The organism is Virgibacillus tibetensis, from assembly GCF_036026595.1.
GTDB lineage: Bacteria > Bacillota > Bacilli > Bacillales > Amphibacillaceae > Virgibacillus_P > Virgibacillus_P tibetensis.
Map to the genome: position 1 here is coordinate 1 of NZ_JARZFX010000023.1, position 18,462 is coordinate 18,462.

At 35.2% G+C, this 18,462-nt stretch carries 12 protein-coding genes; 1 reads left to right on the plus strand and 11 read right to left on the minus strand.

The window, feature by feature from the left end; genetic code table 11:
- From QGM71_RS20745 to QGM71_RS20755, 3 genes are all read right to left on the minus strand, one after another.
- Positions 1–312: hypothetical protein (locus QGM71_RS20745; RefSeq protein WP_407703068.1), on the minus strand; the 312-nt coding region annotated here is incomplete at its 3' end.
- A gap of 210 nt (positions 313–522) precedes the next feature.
- Complete coding sequence (locus tag QGM71_RS20750) at positions 523–1,740, minus strand: YheC/YheD family protein (RefSeq protein ID WP_327609459.1); 1,218 nt, start codon at positions 1,738–1,740, stop codon at positions 523–525.
- Between the two features lie 75 nt (positions 1,741–1,815).
- Positions 1,816–3,267, minus strand: coding sequence for an acylphosphatase (locus tag QGM71_RS20755; protein ID WP_327609460.1), 1,452 nt, complete (start codon positions 3,265–3,267; stop codon positions 1,816–1,818).
- An 832-nt stretch (positions 3,268–4,099) separates the two neighbouring features.
- On the opposite strand from QGM71_RS20755, the gene QGM71_RS20760 reads away from it, so the two are divergent.
- Positions 4,100–5,770 carry an ATP-grasp domain-containing protein gene (locus tag QGM71_RS20760; protein WP_327609461.1) on the plus strand — a complete coding sequence of 557 codons (1,671 nt, stop codon included), beginning with the start codon at positions 4,100–4,102 and terminating at the stop codon, positions 5,768–5,770.
- Positions 5,771–5,854: 84 nt separating this feature from the next.
- On the opposite strand, the gene QGM71_RS20765 is transcribed toward QGM71_RS20760, so the two are convergent.
- The 8 genes from QGM71_RS20765 to QGM71_RS20800 form a co-directional block, all read right to left on the minus strand.
- A complete protein-coding gene (locus tag QGM71_RS20765) occupies positions 5,855–6,895 on the minus strand; it encodes a CapA family protein (RefSeq protein WP_327609462.1) in 1,041 nt (346 codons plus the stop codon).
- A gap of 101 nt (positions 6,896–6,996) precedes the next feature.
- Positions 6,997–8,640, minus strand: coding sequence for an acylphosphatase (locus tag QGM71_RS20770; protein WP_327609463.1), 1,644 nt, complete (start codon positions 8,638–8,640; stop codon positions 6,997–6,999).
- Between the two features lie 41 nt (positions 8,641–8,681).
- The gene (locus tag QGM71_RS20775; protein WP_327609464.1) at positions 8,682–10,310 is read right to left on the minus strand and encodes an acylphosphatase; all 1,629 of its coding nucleotides are present in this window, start codon (positions 10,308–10,310) and stop codon (positions 8,682–8,684) included.
- Positions 10,311–10,343: 33 nt separating this feature from the next.
- Positions 10,344–11,837: an ATP-grasp fold amidoligase family protein gene (locus QGM71_RS20780; protein ID WP_327609465.1), complete on the minus strand. Its 1,494-nt coding sequence runs from the start codon at positions 11,835–11,837 to the stop codon at positions 10,344–10,346.
- A complete protein-coding gene (locus QGM71_RS20785) occupies positions 11,824–14,004 on the minus strand; it encodes a glycosyltransferase family 2 protein (RefSeq protein WP_327609466.1) in 2,181 nt (726 codons plus the stop codon). The genes QGM71_RS20780 and QGM71_RS20785 overlap by 14 nt, the downstream gene beginning before the upstream one ends.
- Positions 13,994–15,967, minus strand: coding sequence for a glycosyltransferase family 2 protein (locus QGM71_RS20790; RefSeq protein ID WP_327609467.1), 1,974 nt, complete (start codon positions 15,965–15,967; stop codon positions 13,994–13,996). The genes QGM71_RS20785 and QGM71_RS20790 overlap by 11 nt, the downstream gene beginning before the upstream one ends.
- A 25-nt stretch (positions 15,968–15,992) precedes the next feature.
- Entirely contained in the window at positions 15,993–17,576 is a 1,584-nt protein-coding gene (locus tag QGM71_RS20795; protein ID WP_327609468.1) for an ABC transporter ATP-binding protein, read from the minus strand.
- Positions 17,577–17,682: 106 nt separating this feature from the next.
- Positions 17,683–18,459 (minus strand): ABC transporter permease, encoded by a 777-nt coding sequence (locus QGM71_RS20800; protein WP_327609469.1) that lies wholly within the window; start codon positions 18,457–18,459, stop codon positions 17,683–17,685.
- Positions 18,460–18,462 lie beyond the last annotated feature (3 nt).

An 18,462-nucleotide genomic window follows, 5' to 3' on the forward strand; every position in this document is an offset into this window, starting at 1 on the left:
CTTGATATCTTCCTCTTCTATCTTCTCTTCTACTTGTTCTGCGGTATCTGCTTCTGAAGAATCTTCTACTTCTTGTTCTGCGGTATCTGCTTCTGAAGAATCTTCTGCTTCTTGTTCTGCGGCGTTTGATTCTGAAGGGTTTTTTACATCTTCTTTCTCTTTATCTACTAGATTAGATTCCTCCGACTCTTCTTCACTGGTATTAACTTCCTCACTGGACTCATTACTTGTTACTGCATATGCTGCTTGTGGACTAAAGTGGAAAAGAGAAAATGTTATTACTAATAGAGCTATTGTATTTCTAATCCTCACTCTAGTTTCACCTCCTTGTTGTTTTTTTGTTACTAGTATAGTATCTTACTTTAAATGTTTTATTTCAAGTGCTTTTTTAACTATTTTGCTAAATTTTGTCACTTTTTATTTAATATAAAAAAAGAATTGGACTACTTATAGCCCAACTCTCAAAATTGCTTACCTTCTTCTTAGATTAAATGAAAAAGTAATTACTTTTTCTAGTAGTATTTACTTTTTTTTAAAACTCCCTAGCCAACGAACAGGCTTTGTTATAAACCAAGACGTACTATTCTCTATAGATAAATACTTTTTCTTGTAATAGTTCAATTGATTCTCTAATTCATAGTTCTTTTTCATATAATCATTTAATTTTTTCTCTATAATTAAGTAATCCTTTTTGATTACTTCTCTGTCTGTTGAATATTTTTCTGAAGTATTGATACAGTTTTCTAAAATATATTTATAATAACTACTGCGTAATACAGCTACTTCAGATGTTAGTGTAGCGGTAGCCGGACCATCATTTACTTCAAACAAATATAAGCTCCCATTTTCATCAATACCAATATCTAATCCCAAAGACATTATATGCGTATTTCTAAGCTCTTCTACTTTACGTGGAAGAGTTACTGAAAGCTCATTTATTTTTTTAACAATGTTTTCCCATTCATCCTCGAAATTACTTTTTAGAAAAGGAACTAGTTCACTAATGCCACCACCCTGGTTGACGTTTGAGATGACTTTTTGGCCAATACCAATTCTTATATAATTTTTTGCGCTTGTCCACTCCCCGTCTTGATTTTTCTCGACATGAACACGACAATCAAAGGGGTCTCCCTGAACTGTTCTGGAAGAAATATGTTTTTGTAAAATAAAACCTCTGTCCTTAATATTTTCTTGAAAAAAATCTTCTAACTCTTTATAAGTTAATGTAACGCTCTCTTTTTGATAACCAAGATAATAGCATTCATTTTTCTTTTCTAATACATAAACACCTCTGCCACGTATTCCGTTCGTTGGTTTCATGACAACTTTTGTGTATTTATCTAAGAAATCAATAATATCATTTATACTATATATTTTCTGTGTGGGTATAACAATGTCTGAAAATTCGACAGTACTTTTTAACTTGTCTTGTAGTTTTTGTTTACTAAGTACATTATCACGATTATCTGATAAAAAAGTTTTATTTCGTAAATATGTCGTAATTTCTTGGTTCTTTCTCTTATAACAATAAGGAGCAATATCGATAAATGGCGGAATCTCTGTTTCGATACTCAACCAAGAGTTATTGACTAACACTTTCCCTCTAACTTTATCCTCTTCTATATTTACATCTCTTGGTCTTAAATATATAACTTCTATATCGTAATATTTACAAATAATAGCTGTTAATTCAGCTAGCCGAGTAGGTCTATTGAAATTAGTCATAATTCCAATCTTCATGATTCATACACCTCAAACATACTTTCTTCTTTTACATAGATACTTTTAACATAAGATCCACGTAAAGTCATTTAGTTATATTATAATTTCAAATCCTAATTTGAATGGACTATCCTTTGGCGATTCTAATATTAGACTTTCAACATTATTAACCTTTGATTTCTTGGAACCTTTATAACAGACATCTAAAAATTTTTCTGCTTCACTCTCGTCTTTACATAGTACTGTAACTTCCATTTTATTTTCTCCAATTTTTTTGACAAATCCATGTAATTTCATTTTTAACGCTTCTCTTCGAATTCGGTTCATATAACCTACTTTTTCGACTTGTCCAGTTACTATATATTTCCTGCCATATATTTCGTCATTTGGAGGTGAAGAAACTCTAACTTCATCTGCTGACCATGTCTTTAGCGGTTCCAATATACTGTTATAGTCAAAAAAGAAATTAGATTTTTCTTTTTTGATTGTTTCAGGGAAATAATAATCAATAATTGCAGCTGGTACATCTCTTGCTTTTCCCTCTAACGGGAAAAGATGAAAACCTATTTCTGCAGTTGCATTTACTTCCAAAACTACTCCTCTGTTACTCGAGACTGGATCCACTATCACGTCTACTCCAGCATGCGGAATTGAGGGAAGCGCCTTTAATGCATCAACCGCTAGCTGTTTGATCTCTTCTGATAATTCATCAGTAGCTTCTATAGGATCCCCACCAGAAGAAAGATTACTTTTTTCTCTTAGATTAATTCTTTCGCCCAATTTTGGAATACCCTCTATATCATAACCGTAATTTTTTAACGAATTTAAAACTTCATAATCTAATTTAATAGGTTTTGGGGCTAAGTATGGATTTTTTTTTCTGTCATTATTTTTATTTTCAATTAATGTTTTTACAGTGTTTTTTCCGTCACCTACAATATTCGCTGGAACTCTATTGGTTGCGCCTATTACTTTATCGCCGACAACGTAGATGCGATATTCTTGTCCAGGGTAGTGTTTTTCAACTATATATTCAGAATAGTTATACGCTGATTTTAATTCAGTCAACACGTCATCTAGTTCATCTATGCTCTTAATATTCGTATGAACTCCTTTGCCCATACTTCCTCTTAATGGTTTAACTACTACAGGAAATCCTATATTTTCAGCATAAGTAAATATATCTTTATCATTCGTTTCAAAAACTTTTCCTAGTGGGATTGGCACATCTTTTTGGTGAAGAATATTTTTTGTTTTTTCTTTATCTTGACAAATTCGTACTGATTTATTAGAAACTTTGTCTCCTCTAGACCTAAAAAAGAAATGGTTTTTATTATTAGAACTCAGTGAGAAAAACTTTCCCTGAGTACTACTCTTCAACCTATCTAATTTACAGAGCGTCGTTTCATCTTTATACCATGTAAGGGTTAATCCCCGTCTCCAACCTTCTAGTGCAACTAAATAAGAACATAGTTTAAAACCTGTTATATCCGATACTACTTCTTCCGTAATGTGCGGAAATAATTCTACATTTAAGTTATTCATTATAATATTTCTCCTTTAAATTGAGTTAGTTGATATTCCGAAACATTAGCACTATAAATCTTATGATAGAAAAGTAATTGTATAAATAAGTGAAATTTTATTAATATAAAATTTTTACTCATATTCAAACCCTATATGACTTTTTAAGTATATTTGTTTTATTTAATAGTTGCAAGATTATTTCTCAACAAAGAAATATTACCATACTGGCTCTAATTATCGAATTAGTTTTCATTTTTTCAATACCGCTAGAATAGGCAATGGTTTTTAGATTAAGCAATCGATATAACAAAAAAAGAGTTATGCGCACTAATTAAAAACTTAATAAAACTTACCTATTCCTAGTCCGTTTAAATACAAAAATAACAGTTTTCTAATTCCCCTTTTTATCTACAGATAAACTGCCTAGTAAAATGAATGGTGTTAAAACATAACCTTATCATATTTTTCTAAGACTTTTACCAGGTGATTAGAAACATTTTTATGATTTCAAACAGACTAATTCCTTCTTGAATGCTAACACTCCTTAGAATTTAATTACCAACTTTCAAGAATGATCAAGATTTAAAAATTGGGGAACTCTGATTATATGTATTAAAATTACCATCTAGTGGTAGTTCCATTCTAGTTTACTTAAACCACTTTTTTTATTTTTACTACCCAAAAACATTTAGTTGGATAGACTTTGTATTCTATTTAAGATGTAATATAAGAAACGAAGGCTAATTTATGATACAATAATTATGAATTTTATTGTACTTTATGATTGTATCTACAATCTAGTTATCTTATTCAGACTATTAATTAAAGCAATTTACGAAAGGAATACGATATGGAAAATACAAGTGAAAAATACTTATCCCATCTTAATAATTGCATCCCTAAAAGAGCAAATAATTATATGCTAAGTACTTATAGTATTATTCTTGAAGCTTGGCGAAGAGGCTTGGAAGTAACCATTCGAATTGTATTAGAGAAATCCGGAAATATTGAACCATATTATTCGATCACTGATGGGAAAAAAACACATAATTTTAGTGCTACTAGGGGAGATCTTGTTTCTAAAGAAGCCAAAATATTAACTAAAAACAAGCAATCTGCCAAAGAATACTTAATCAAAAATAACGTTCCTACTCCAATTGGTAAAGAGTTTAACGAAACAATATCAAATTCTAAAATAATAGAATATGCCAAAGAGTTAGACTACCCAATTGTAGTAAAACCCCTACAAGGAACCGGTGGGACAGGTGTTATTGGAAATATCCAAAACGAGGAAGAGCTAATTGAAGCTCTTGATTATGTCAGAAGAGATTTAAAATTACCTCACATCCTACTAGAAAAGTACCATGAAGGTTTGGATTATCGCATATATGTAGTGAATGGCGAGGTAATTGGAGCACTAAAAAGAATTAGGTCACACATTACAGGTGATGGTAAAAATACCATAAAAGATTTAATCAATCAAAAAAACAAAATCAGAAGAAAGCTCCCTTCTTTGTCCAATCGTCCAATAAAAATCGATGCAGAGACCAAGAATCTGCTCAAACGCAAAAATTACGATTTAAATACTGTTATTCCTGAAGGTGAAGTTTTTTATTTAAAATCAAAAAATAATATATCAGCTGGTGGTGACTCTGTTGATGTTACAGATCTTGTATCAAAGAATATAAAAAAAATTGCTGTAGAAGCTACTAAAAGTTTCCCTTCGCTCCCTCACTGTGGATTAGATATGATAGTTGATGAAGCAAGTGATACAGGTGTTGTTATTGAGCTAAACTCTCGTGCTCATATTACTCAGCACTTATTTCCGATGGAAGGTCATGCTAGGGATATTCCGACCAGTATTATTGATTACTATTTTCCTAACACCAAAAATCAGAATCGAGAAGAAGTTAGTAAGTTGTACATTGATTATGATTTCATTTATAACTCTTGTTTATCAAGAACTGCTCAAGAAATAAAGTTACCTAAGATTACTGAATCTCCAATAATTTTAAAGAGATACCTTCTATCTAATTGCCAATTTACTGAGCAATTCGCAAACAGAATTAGGAGGACTGCATTTAATCATAAAGTTAACGGTTATATTAAACCTTTAGATAACGGAAATATTGTAATTGTTACTGGGGCTACTAAACAAAAGGCTGAACAATTTGAAAAGTTATTAAAAAATATTGCTCATAAGTTTTTCAACAATGTACAAATCGTTGAAAAATCTAGAGTAACTCCAATAAAACATGGCTTTCATATAGAGGCCGATATGCAGACAATCAACAAAGCAGATGCCGATATGTCAGAATTGCCGCTTCAAAAATACAGTAAACTTAAGGAAGATTACCAAAAAATTACACGTAAATTAGCAGAATATGAACAAAAAGAAAGTATTATGGAGTTAACAAAAAAACAGAATAAGCAACTTAAAAAACAACTACTGAAAATTGAAAATAGTACCTCCTGGAAAATTACAAAACCCGTAAGAGCCATTGCAAAGTTTAAAAAATAAGCTTTAAAAAGCCATATCTATTAAGGATATGGCTTTTTAAAGTCACATTTTTCGATAGTTTTGTTACCCAGATAAACCTAAAAATTATTTCAACTTCATTTCTGGCATCCAATCCTTATATCTCTTAGATAATTCACTATACACATCTAATGAGTCAAAATCTCCATGCTCTGTTTTAATATATGGATTTTTTTCAATGTAATTTAGTAAATGATGCATTTGATATCCACTCTTTCTATTTGCATCTACAAAAGTCAAGTTAAGTACTGGGTTGTCCACTTTAATATCAGCTGACTTATTCGATTTCTTAATTATATCTAAAGAAAGAGCCCCTCCTATTTGTCTATACAAACCCTTTTGTCCGGAGTAAAAATTGCCTAGTGAATATATTACGAATGTCTTTTTACCGCGAGAGTTTATAATCCATTCTGCAGGTTGGAGAACATGCGGATGATGCCCAATTATAATATCTGCACCTGCATCAGAAATCGAAGCAGCTATTTCTTTTTGAGCTGATACTGGGTATAGAGGGTATTCTCTACCAAAATGTACTGAAACAATAACTGCATCAGGGTTTTTCTCTTTCTTCAACCGCTCAATCTCTCTTCTAATTTCTTTAGTTTGACTTTTTACGATTGTGTTTAAAAGATACCCTTTGTTTTTTGGTGCGTTATTCCCTAAAGTGACAGCTGTGTATGATAAAAACGCACATTTAAGACCATTTTTTTCAATGATTCGAAATTCCTTTTGATCTTTTTTTGATTTGTGTGAACCCACATACATTAATCCCACCTTTTCAAGATTTTCTATAGATTTTAACGCCCCTTCCTCGCCTAAGTCCATTGTATGATTATTTGAATTTGTAACCAAATCAGTACCAAATGATTTTAGATTTTCTGCCAATTCAACAGGATTATTAAATTTAGGAAAAGAAGTTAGGCCTAATTCTTCGCCAGCAACTAATGATTCTAAATTTACTACTGAAATATCTCCTGCTTTTAATAAACTTTCTGCTGGAGCCATTTTTTTTGTAAAATCATATTTACCATCTTTTGTTTTACATAAATCATAAATTCTCGAATGAAGTAATGTGTCGCCAGTTGCTACTAATTTTACTTTAGACATATAATACCTCCTAATATAATTACTATATCAAATCAGCTTAGTGGTTATGCTTTTCTTTTCATTCTAATCTCTATATAAATTCACTAATATCACAGGCTCTTTTACTTTTTCCTCTTAACCATAGATTTAACTTTCCTGATTGGCATAGTAAACTTCCACGAAGTGCTCTCCAATATATGCTGGTTATCTTTTTCAATTCTGTTTCTTTGCTTCGTCAAATGTTTTAAGTCTTTTTCCATTTTCCTTAATGCATATTCAACTGATTTTATGCTAGAAGTATTATATCCTTCTGTGATTTCAAAGCCAACTGTTACTGGTTCTTTCCAATTTTCTTCTTTTATATTTACCACCTTGGAACTTTGTGGATATTGGTCAATCAACTTTTTAAATTCATTGATGTCTGACTTGTTTGTTCCCGCTACAATTATTTCTATTTCATCGAATACCATGTTTTTAATATAGCCATTTAAGTTTCTATCTAGTGCATGTTTCTTTAACCATCGGTGGTAGCGTTGCCTTTGAACCATTCCTGTCACAACAAATTTCTTTGCAAATAACTCGCCCATCGGTGCTGGACGAACTTCTACTTCAATTGCTGATCGGTTTTCTAACGGTTCTAAAATATTTACTAGGTCAAAGTAAATTTGAGAGTCTGATGTATCCATTCCTTTGGTTTCCGGAAAGTAGTAATCAATTATAGCTCCAGGGATATTACGTGCTTTCCCTTTGAGCGGGTAAAGTATACCACCGATCTGTGCAGTAGGATTTAACTCAATAACTACCGCGGGAGCACTTAGATCTCTATTTTCATTAACTATAATATCAACGCCACCATGGTACAAACCTGGGACTGCCTTGATAGCATTTATTGCGATCGTTTTATACTCTTCTGGCAGGCTGTCTGTAACATCAATTGGATCGCCACCGGAGGATACATTTGTCTTCTGTCTTAAGTAAATTTGCTCACCCTTGTTAGGAATACTGTCAAGGGTGTACCCGGTTGATTGGATAAACTCAAGAATTTCCTTATCCATCTCGATTAGACAACTATTCAATCTTGCATTTTTTTTCCGCTCATTATTTTTCAACTCAATTAATTCTTCAATTGTATGGGAACCATCACCGATTATGTTAGCCGGCACCCTATTATAAGCAGCGATTACTTGATCCTCTATGACATATACTCGATACTCTTTTCCATCCACATGCTGTTCTACGACAACCTCACTATATTCTAATTCATGTCTTACATAATTAATTGCTTTGATAAACTCTTTCTCACTCTTAATATTTGTTACAACTCCGTTGCCCAAACTAGCATTAGTTGGTTTCAGCACGAGAGGAAAGTCCAGCGTTTTGCTGTAATTAATAACTTCTTCATCAGTTGCTTCCTCTCCAAATCCCATACCAAGAGGTACAGGTACACCTGCTTTAGATAACCACACTTTTGTATCGTCCTTCTCCGAACCTATTTCAACAGCTTCATTGGTCACCTTATCGCCTCTTGTTCTAAAGAAGTAATGGGTTCTTTCTTCTGAACTAAGAGAAAATAGTCTTCCTGGAGGGTTAACTCCAAAAATAACCATATCTTGAAAATGCTCAGAATCCCTTGTATACCATTTCAGCTTCAACCCTCTACGCCAGCCTTCAAGAGCTACAGCAAATGCATCCAACCTTGTTTTTCTTGCATTTTTAACTACTTCACCTGGAAGCTGCGGCAGACTGATTGATTGATGATCCTTCATATGTTTTTCCTCCTAAAGAATACACTTCCACTAACTATTTTTTATTTGAATTTCTTAAATAAAGCCCCAATCGATCGAATAGGTTTTGTAGCTCTCCAAGATACACTTTCATAATACTTCCGACGCTCTACCTCTGCTTTTTTCATTTGGTATTCTGTTACTTCCAGCTCCTGCTTAAATAATTTCAGTTCTGCTATCTGTGTTTTTAAATCTGCTTTTATTTCAAATCCAACTTTTATTGGTTCTTCGTAGTTGCTCTCTTGAACTTCAATTACATGCGCTCTTTCTTCATCTTCCCATAACGCATTTTTAAAATCGTCTATCATTACTGGGTCTGTACTAGCTACAACGACTTCAATGTCTCCGTTTTCCAAATTCATAACGAAGCCATGCAAATACCTTTCAAATGCTTGTTTACGCAGACCACGGTGATAACCTATATCTTGAACACTGCCACTGACTATATATTTCTTAGCATACAATTTCCCTAATGGAGATGGAGTTACTGTCGTTGTACTAGCATCTCTTGATTGTAAGGGATCAAGGACATCATGGAAATCAAAGTATGTTTTTGTTTTGTCGTATTGCATATGAATTGTTTCAGGAAAATAAAAGTCCATTATTGCTGCTGGAATATCTCGCGGTTTGCCTTTCATCGGATATAGAATGGCCCCTATTTGTGCTGTCGGATTAAGTTCGATTACAAATCCTGCTTCTTCAATTGCTTTATTTTCATGCATTATTATATCAACTGCTCCATGAGTTAGTCCTGGAACAGCCTGCAAAGCGTTCACTGCAGTGTTTTTTATTTCCATTGGTAATTCGTCAAGAACATCTACTGGGTCGCCACCTAATGAAATGTTACTTTTATTACTAAGATAAATAAGTTCTTCTTTTTCCGGAACAGTGTCCAATGTATATCCATAGCGACCAATAAAATCCAGTGTTTCTTGATTTGTTTGAATAGGACAGCTAACAAGACGAGGATTCAGATCCCTCTCCTCATTTTTCAGTTCAATTAATGCCTTAATAGAATTTATTCCATCACCTATTATGTTGGGAGGAATCCGGTTGATTGCACCTGCAACTTGATTTCCAACAACATAAATACGATATTCATTCCCTGGAATATATCGTTCGAGTATTACATTAGAATTATTAAGTTCAGTACGTAAATAAGAAATAGAGTGTTCCAATTCGCCCGCACTTGTTATGTTTGAGATTACTCCTCTGCCAAAACTTCCATCCGTCGGTTTTAATACAACTGGATAACCGATACTCGAAGCATATTGAATGATCGATTCATCTGTTGCTTCCTCTGTAAACTGTTTTCCCTCTGGTACAGGGACTCCTGCCTTTTTCATTGCAATTTTTGTTTTCTCTTTGTCTTTACCAATCTCTACAGCTTCATTGGTTACTTTGTCCCCTCGAGTTCTAAAGAAATAATGTGTTTTCTCTTTAGAACTAAGTGAGAACAGTTGCCCGGGTTTATCTACAAACCAAGTTTTCATCTCGCTGAACTTCTCGGAGTCCTTTACATGCCACCTAAGTGTTAAGCCTCTTCTCCAGCCTTCAAGTGAAACTGCATATGCATCTAGTAAATTACCGTGTGCATCTGAAACAATCTCATTCGATAGATGCGGTAACCATTGCGAATTTATTTCTTCCATCCTATTTCCTCCTAAGACGCGATCAATACTTTATTACTTGTCCAAACTCTCTATAAGCTCCTGATAATCCTTAAATTGTTTGCGATTTATCAAATCATTTACAAGACGACCCTGGGCTTCAATGAAATTGTCGCCCATCCACTGGTCTGTATGCTGATCAAATTCATCATAGTTTCCTGGTTTCGGGGTAAATTCACCAAATACCAGCCCGTGTTGAGATCGCAAAAAGTCTATCCTAATAAACGGTGCTGGAATGTTTAGACTTATGTCAGCTGCTAAAGCTAACTCATTGTCTGTAAATCCCTTGCCTTTAAATAAATCTTCATCATATTTGCCTGTACGAATTCTTTCACCCGCAGCTGTCCACCAGCAATACTTAAGCTCTGGAAAGCGGGTTATTTCTAAAATAAGTCCAACTTTTCCGTAAAAGCAATAAAATTTCACATCGCTTGCTGGAATCTTTTCTTCTGTACTTTCGAGAATGAGCTCTTCCATCATCCATTCATCTTCATCTACCCATTTAGATATAATATCTTTTTCCATGTTTGCCTTGAGTGCTTCCCAGCTATCCAATGATTGAGATCTTTTTATATCTACTATATCATTAAAACTGTATACAAGGTATACTCCTCGGGATCCTGCGCCGTCTGCAGGCTTTATGACTATTCCCTCCTGCTGTGGGATTTCACCCATCTTATATTTCTTATCTGAGAACCATGGTTTTTTTACAGCCAACTTTTCAATAAAAGCATAAGCATCCTGCTTATTATCTAATAACCATTCTGGCAACGGCTCTACCAGCTGCTTTTGTCTCATACGTATATTTAAACTTGCCCGAAATGAGGCGGCTTGTTTTAGGGGGATTGCTTTTTCATCCAGCCCTGCTCTAATTATGAATTCTGGTATATCTTCTATTTTCAGCCCCTCAATGACTTTGGTATAGGCCAAGTTTCTATATTCTGTTTTATCATTCATAAAAACTCTAGCGGCATATCTTAGTACTTTTATATAGTTAGCATCGTGCACCTCTTTATTTTGTGTAACTTTTTCAATATAATCAATCAGGTTCCCATCTTCTTTTGCACTTCTTACTAATTCTATCACTTTATTGCTATCCAACTTTCGGTCATCTAGCATCATTTCCTGTAAGTTTTCCCTTGTTTGATACAATTCCTTTTGTGTATTATGCAGATCTGCTTTAAGTTGGTTTATGTATTCAGTCTGTGCTTTTTCTTCCTTTCGACCTGTTAGCTTTGTAAACAGGCTAGTGATTATTCTTAGAGGCCTTGAATATTTCCAGGTTTTACTTTGTTCCATGTATTTAATGTTTTTCTTGTTTCTTCTGATTTGAATTTCTGTTTTTTTAATCTCAGCATCTTTTTTTATCAACGTTTCAATCAGCTCTTCTGTTTCTTTGTCCTTATTTGAGGACTCCCCCAACGGTGAATGGTCAAGGTTGTGGTTGGAACGTTTTGCTTTTTCCCAATTATTCATCTGATTGCTATCATCATTTTTAATTGTTACCACTCCCCTCTTTAACTTGAAACAAGGTCCTATCCACGAAGCAATCTTCTAGAAGTGAAATGTAGCCTGACTTGTCCTTCGTAATATCGATCCAATTATCACCGGCTAGTTTAATCGACTTCACTTCTTTTGCATTACTGCGCATTACTTTCTCCCTGGTCTGCGCATCTTGTGGATACCACTTTCCGCGGCTTCCAAAGTATTCAGCTAATTGATAAGCCCATTGCCTTAAGTTATAACGTCTACTCAATGAGTTTGGGCAACTATCAATAACTACCCAATTTACCTTTGATTCTACCTCTGGGATGTACTCCTGCTTCTCCTGCAGGACTGATGCTTGTCTGACGATCAGTAAGTTGCACATAATACGTTCACCGTAGACTAGTAACTGCACACTATCTCCGTTGAGTAAATCTCTGATTTCAGGGTTTATTTCTTTTTCCACTTTATTGTCATAACATGCCATTTGGACCAAGCCAGTTCGCATGCCTAACTTATGGTGAATTTTAATTTCTTCTAATACTAATTGGTGAGCCTTTCCTGCTAACCGAAAATCAGCAACTATAACTACATCAAATAGACGTTTCCCATGATGCTTCTTTTCTCTTTTTGGCCACATCGGTTCGGGCACAGGGTAAGGTCTTTTCTCTTGCTGAAACGGATAATACAGGTTCGCTGCTTTTTTATGGTAATAACGGTGAGCTTCCGCATATTCCCTCCGTACCCCTTTTAAGTGCCCATTATATCCAAAAGCTGAGCTCCCAGTAAGAGATCCTTCAGCTTGCCTTGGAAAAGACAATGGTCCAGTTTTCAAGTCAACCACATTTTCTTCCCCGAAAATTTTTGCCATACGGCGTTTATACTCACTATCGGCTGCAAAACGAACGTTGTCCCAGTAACCAACTTCTCTTAAGACTGGTTCCCGTCTGAACATTAACGAAGACATGTTGGAAAAAATGTACTTCCCTACTGATCCCCGGCGGTATAACTTAAATGCTTCGGTTAATCTTGCATGTTCAGACGTGTTGGCTATAATATTTTGATTGGCTATTAGATGTGTTACCTGCGTTTCAATTTTTTCTGCATGGGACCAATCATCTGCATCATTTATCGTAACAAATTCTCCGGAAGCCTCATTTAAGGCAATATTTCTTGCAGCATATGGACCACTATTTGCCGGTGTTTGAAATAATTTAACTCTGGGGTCTTTCTTTGTATACTCTTTAATTACTTCAGCTGTTTTATCTTTGCTGCAGTCATCAACTACTAGTAGTTCTATGTTTTTCCATGTTTGGGTAAGGATAGATTCTATTGCTGTTCGAATTCCTGTTTCTGAATTATAAGCTGGTATAATAACAGACACCTTTGGACCATTAGCTGTTTTTCTACTCAAAGGATCTGTGGACAAATTATCATACACCAATTCCCCGTTGGTTGATGGTATATATATAGGTTGAATCTCATAGACTTCCAGTGCTTTATTAATCCATTTTATACGATCTGCTGGATTCTCCTCCAGATTAGCTGCTGCTAAATATAAATCAGGATGCTTTTGGGTGGTTAAGGCGTCATAAATGATCTTTTTACCTTCGCATAATTCCCCGAGGATTTCATGGCATTCGGCTAGTTGGATTGCTGCTTTTCTTAATTGTTCTGTATTCTTTTCTTCACTGATTGCAGCTAGGAAGTATATCTTGGCCTGGCGGGCACCATCGGCTGTATACTTAGTCGAGTACCACAATGCAAGTTCCCATGCAACCGCCGCTCTAAGATACCTATCTCCTGTTTCTTTATATATAGCCTCCAAGTCAAATAAGGCTTTCTCTGAAAACCCTAAATTATATAAGTGATACGTATATTTTTTTAGTTGATTTGCTGCTTTTTTCTTTTTATAGGTTTTACTGTAAAGTTGCTTTAGATTTCTTCTGCCAATTAGGTAAGCGATCGTTGTTCTTGGAACTTTTTTTATAGCTTTGGCATGTTTCAATAATTTCCATAGCACATTCTTATTTATTGCTGTGAACTGACGCTCTAGTTCGGTCAGCCTTTGCTCTGATAGATGGAATTCCTTTTTTCTCTGCTCAAGTAACTTGTCTAGCTTGGCTATTTCATCCAACATTTCTACTTCCCGGTTTCCCTTAGTGACAAGTGCCTCTTTATTATTCGCCATCGCTTGATCTATTCTCCCAGTCTTCACTAGCTAAATTGATGAGATGAAGGTCATCTGTAACATAATTAACTAATGATTCACGAATACTAGTATCAATTGGGTACCACGTTCCTGTCTCACTAAAATAAGCATGCATATGTTTAACACAATCTTTCAGTTCATACAGCTTCCTTTTACTAGCTGAAACAACTGGTATTTCATTTACAATAACGTTAATAGTTTTTGCTTCTATAGTTGGTATATATTTTTGCCAGTTTTCCAGTACGATTGGATTTATAATTGTCAGTACATCTGAAGTGATTTTTTCCCCATATACAAGCATTTGGACTTGATTCCCGTCAATCAACTTGCGGACTTCTGGGGTCATTTCCTTTTTAGCGTTTAAATTATAATGATACATCTGAATAAGTCCGATTCTTTTCCCTGCAGCCGCATGTTTATGGATTTCTTTAACAGCAGCAGATTCAGCGTTTACGATGCGGTAGTCTGAAGCGATTACGATATCAAAATGTCGATTACCTGCTAACTTCTCCTCCCGTTTTGGCCACATAGGCTCTGGTACTGAATATGGCCTACTTACCTGTGGAAATGGATAATATAATGTTTCCGCATGTTTATGATAAAATTCAAAGCTTTCTACATACTCTTTACGAACGCCCATAAAAAACCCGTTGTAGCCAAATGCTGAACTTCCTGTAAGGGATGAAACAGATTGCCTTGGTAAGGATAGGGGACCTGTTTTCAAATCAACATAGGCATGTTTTCCAAAAACTTTTATAAGACGGCGCTTAAACTCTCCATCAGCAGCAAAACGCACACTGTCCCAGAAACCAACTTTTTCGATGACTTGGGCACGCCTGAACATGATAGAAGACATGTTGGGAAAAATATATTTTCCAGGTGTTCCTCGTCTGTACAGTTTTAGTTCTTCGGTCAATCGTGCGTGTTCGGATGTATTAGCGATAATATGTTTATTTTCAATAAGGTGCTGGACCTGCTTTTCAATTTTTTGCGAATGGGACCAGTCGTCTGAGTCATTAATTGTTACATACTCTCCCGCAGCTTCTTTTAATGCGATATTCCTGGCTATATATGGCCCGCTGTTAACCGGTGTGGTGAATAGCTTTATTCTTGAGTCCTTTTCCATATATTCTTTTACAACACTTACCGTGTTATCCGGGCTACAGTCATCTACAATGAGAAGCTCGATGTTCTGCCACGTTTGTGAAAGAATCGATTCGATAGCAGTTACGATTCCTGTTTCTGCTTTATAGGCAGGTAAAATCACAGATACCTTTGGTCCATTTTCTATCTTCGTATCGGTCGGTACAGTTTTTAAGTCGTCATATATTACCTCATCCGTATTTGAAGAGAAAAAAACAGGCTGAATCCCATAAAAGTCCATTGCTTTATTAATCCATTTCTCGCGTTCTTCTATAGATTCCTCTAAATTCGATAAGGCCAAGTACAGATCAGGATGTTTTTGAAATGTAAGCATGTCTTTAAGTACACGTTTGCCCTCTTCTTTTTGGTTTAATGTTTCTAGACACTCAGCCCTTATAATCGCTGCTCTTCTTAATTGATTATCATCTTTTTCTCCTGTAATGGCAGCAGCAATATATTCCAGTGCCTGTTCCGCTCCATCTGTATTATATTTATTAACATGCCACAATGTGAGTTCCCAAGCTGCCAGCCGCTTTAATTGAGCGTCCTTAGTTGTATAATAGAAATCTTCCAGCTCACTCAGACCTCTTTTTGTAAATCCTAGATTATACAGGTGGGATTTGATCTGTTTTAGTTTTTGTCGCTGTACTTGTTTTTTACCGTTAATCAGCCTTTTTAACTTTTCTTTCTGTTCATCAGAAAACCGATCCGTAAGAAACTTCCTTTGTTTTTCATTGAGGACTGTATACAGCAGCCAGTCTAAAGGGACTGTAATGATCTTCTTAATTTGAGTAAACATTTCAACTCACCACCATTCTGAAATCTTAAGCTTTCTCTTCTGCTGACTTTTTACTAGTAGCTTTCTTATTTGAGCTGGAGTGCGTTTTCACCTTTTTCTTTACACCTTGTGATTCCCGGTACTTTGCTACTGCTTCCTCAGCATCCCCATCAAAACGTATCTGACCTTGTTCCATCCAAATTGCCCGTGTACATACCTGTTCAACAAAGGTCATACTGTGTGTAACAATAATTACAGCTTTTGCCCTTTCCATCATATCTTGAATCCGTTCACTCGCTTTTTGTTTAAAGGTTATATCCCCGGTTGACAATGCTTCATCAATAATAAAAATATCCGGTTTTAATATAGCAGCAATGCTGAACCCCAATCGAGCCTTCATACCGCTTGAATAATCCTTAACAGGCTTACTAATAGCCTTTTCCAATCCAGAAAAATCTACAATTTCCTCATAGTTTGCTTTGATACGTTCTTTAGGGATTCCTAAAAGCATTGCATTTAGATAAATGTTATCTTCACCACTCAAATGGGCATTAAATCCCGTTCCATAGCCTAATAGAGCAGACGTCTCCCCATGCAGCTCCAAGTTCCCTTCGTCAGGTGCGAGGATTTTAGTGAGTACTTTGCATAGTGTGCTTTTACCAGCACCGTTGTGACCTATAATACCTACTACTTCGCCTTCTTTAACTTCAAAATCCACATTTTTTAAGGCCCAAAAAAGTCCCGTATTCAGCTTATAGGATATTCCAACATTTTCTGCTTTTATGATAGATCTGTTTCCAATAGTCGTTTGTGTTTTTTCCAGCTCTAGGTTACGATGTCTTCTTGGAGGACGAGGTGGCACAGTTGCTTTATATTTTTCAATTATTTCCTTGGGATCGCCAATTTCACGAACTACACCACCATCCAACCACATTAGACGATCGCAATTTCGTTGCGCATAGCGCAGGCTGTGGGTAACAATAATCACCATTTTCGCTTGTTTAACAAGCTCTTTCATTTTTTCTGCGGCTTTTTTACTGAATTTTGCATCTCCCGTATTTAAAGCCTCATCCAAGATAAGTATTTCTGGTTGTAAATGTGCGGCAACACTAAAGCCAAGTCTAGCTTTCATTCCACTAGAATAATATTTCATTGGCTGGTCAAAAAACTCACCAAGATCGGAAAACTCGTGAATATCACCAATATAGTGTGTGATCAGTTCTTTTCTGATACCAAGCATCATTCCGTTAAGATATACGTTTTCGTGTCCAGTAAGCTCTTTGTTAAAGCCCATACCAAATGAAAATAATGCAGTTACCTTTCCGTCGACCTGAATTTCACCTTTATCCTCTTGCAAGATACCCGCAATTATTTTGCTAAGCGTAGTTTTTCCAGCGCCATTTGAACCGATTATTCCCAGTATCTCCCCTTGGTTTCCTGTGAAATTTATATCTTCTAATGGCCAGACCTTTTTATTTTTTTCAAATCGTCCTCTTTCTTTAAAGAAGCGAAATACACGTGATTTATAATCTTCTCTATAATTTCCGGCATAAAAGGAAACACCAATATTTTTGGCTTTTATTACGGATTCCTTTGATTCTTTTATTGTTGAATCTTTTTTTGTAACCAAATTAAAAACCCTCTTTTGTTTGAAGTTTAGTGATAGAACACACTGTAAGCTGGTAAACCCACCTAACAAGTATTCTGCCATTAAAGTGCTTCCGATATAATAACCCTTATAAAGCTTTAATTATTTTATGTTCATTTTTACTGTAGTAAAAGAGCATAAATGTAGCTACTGCAAGGGAAATAATGAAAATTATTGTTAAACCAGTAAAGTCCGGGCTTGTCTGATGCATTAATATAGCACGATAGGATTCTACGATAATCGCGATTGGGTTAATGTCAACAGCCCAACTGTACTCCGGAGGTAGCCGCCCACCCGCCCAAATAATTGGTGATGCGTAAAAGAATATCCGCGTAACATGTGTCAGCAAATTATCAATATCACGAATGAATACTGTAACATACCCCAGGACTAATCCGATCGCCAATAAAAATACAGACTGGATAAGCACAAGCATTGGTAAATAGATGATTTCCCATCCTGGCATAATGCCAAATATCACTAAAAATATACCGACTACAACTAATCCAAATGCAAAATTAAATAGCTGAGTCAATATAAAAGAAATTGGAAAAAGTGACTTCGGCAAATAAACTTGATTAATGATAGAACTATACCTCATAATAGATTTTGCAGATGAATTTACCGTTGTACTTATACAACGCCAAACAACCAGTCCGATTACAAGGAATACCGCATAATTCTCTTCTCCTCTTCCCAAAATGATAACTACTAAGAAATAGTATACGAGAACATTTAAAAGAGGGTCCAATAACCACCAAAAATAACCCAGATAGCTGTTTCTGTGCTCAGCCTTTAATCCGGATTTAACGAGATATAATAGTAAATCTTTACGTTTAAGCATTTCCTGTATATATGTTTTCATAAA

Bases quoted from the DNA above. Each gene is read 5' to 3' on its own strand.
- QGM71_RS20750 (WP_327609459.1), bottom strand. From the start codon at position 1,740: ATGAAGATTGGAATTATGACTAATTTCAATAGACCTACTCGGCTAGCT.
- QGM71_RS20755 (WP_327609460.1), bottom strand. From the start codon at position 3,267: ATGAATAACTTAAATGTAGAATTATTTCCGCACATTACGGAAGAAGTA.
- QGM71_RS20760 (WP_327609461.1), top strand. From the start codon at position 4,100: ATGGAAAATACAAGTGAAAAATACTTATCCCATCTTAATAATTGCATC.
- QGM71_RS20765 (WP_327609462.1), bottom strand. From the start codon at position 6,895: ATGTCTAAAGTAAAATTAGTAGCAACTGGCGACACATTACTTCATTCG.
- QGM71_RS20770 (WP_327609463.1), bottom strand. From the start codon at position 8,640: ATGAAGGATCATCAATCAATCAGTCTGCCGCAGCTTCCAGGTGAAGTA.
- QGM71_RS20775 (WP_327609464.1), bottom strand. From the start codon at position 10,310: ATGGAAGAAATAAATTCGCAATGGTTACCGCATCTATCGAATGAGATT.
- QGM71_RS20785 (WP_327609466.1), bottom strand. From the start codon at position 14,004: ATGGCGAATAATAAAGAGGCACTTGTCACTAAGGGAAACCGGGAAGTA.
- QGM71_RS20790 (WP_327609467.1), bottom strand. From the start codon at position 15,967: ATGTTTACTCAAATTAAGAAGATCATTACAGTCCCTTTAGACTGGCTG.
- QGM71_RS20800 (WP_327609469.1), bottom strand. From the start codon at position 18,459: ATGAAAACATATATACAGGAAATGCTTAAACGTAAAGATTTACTATTA.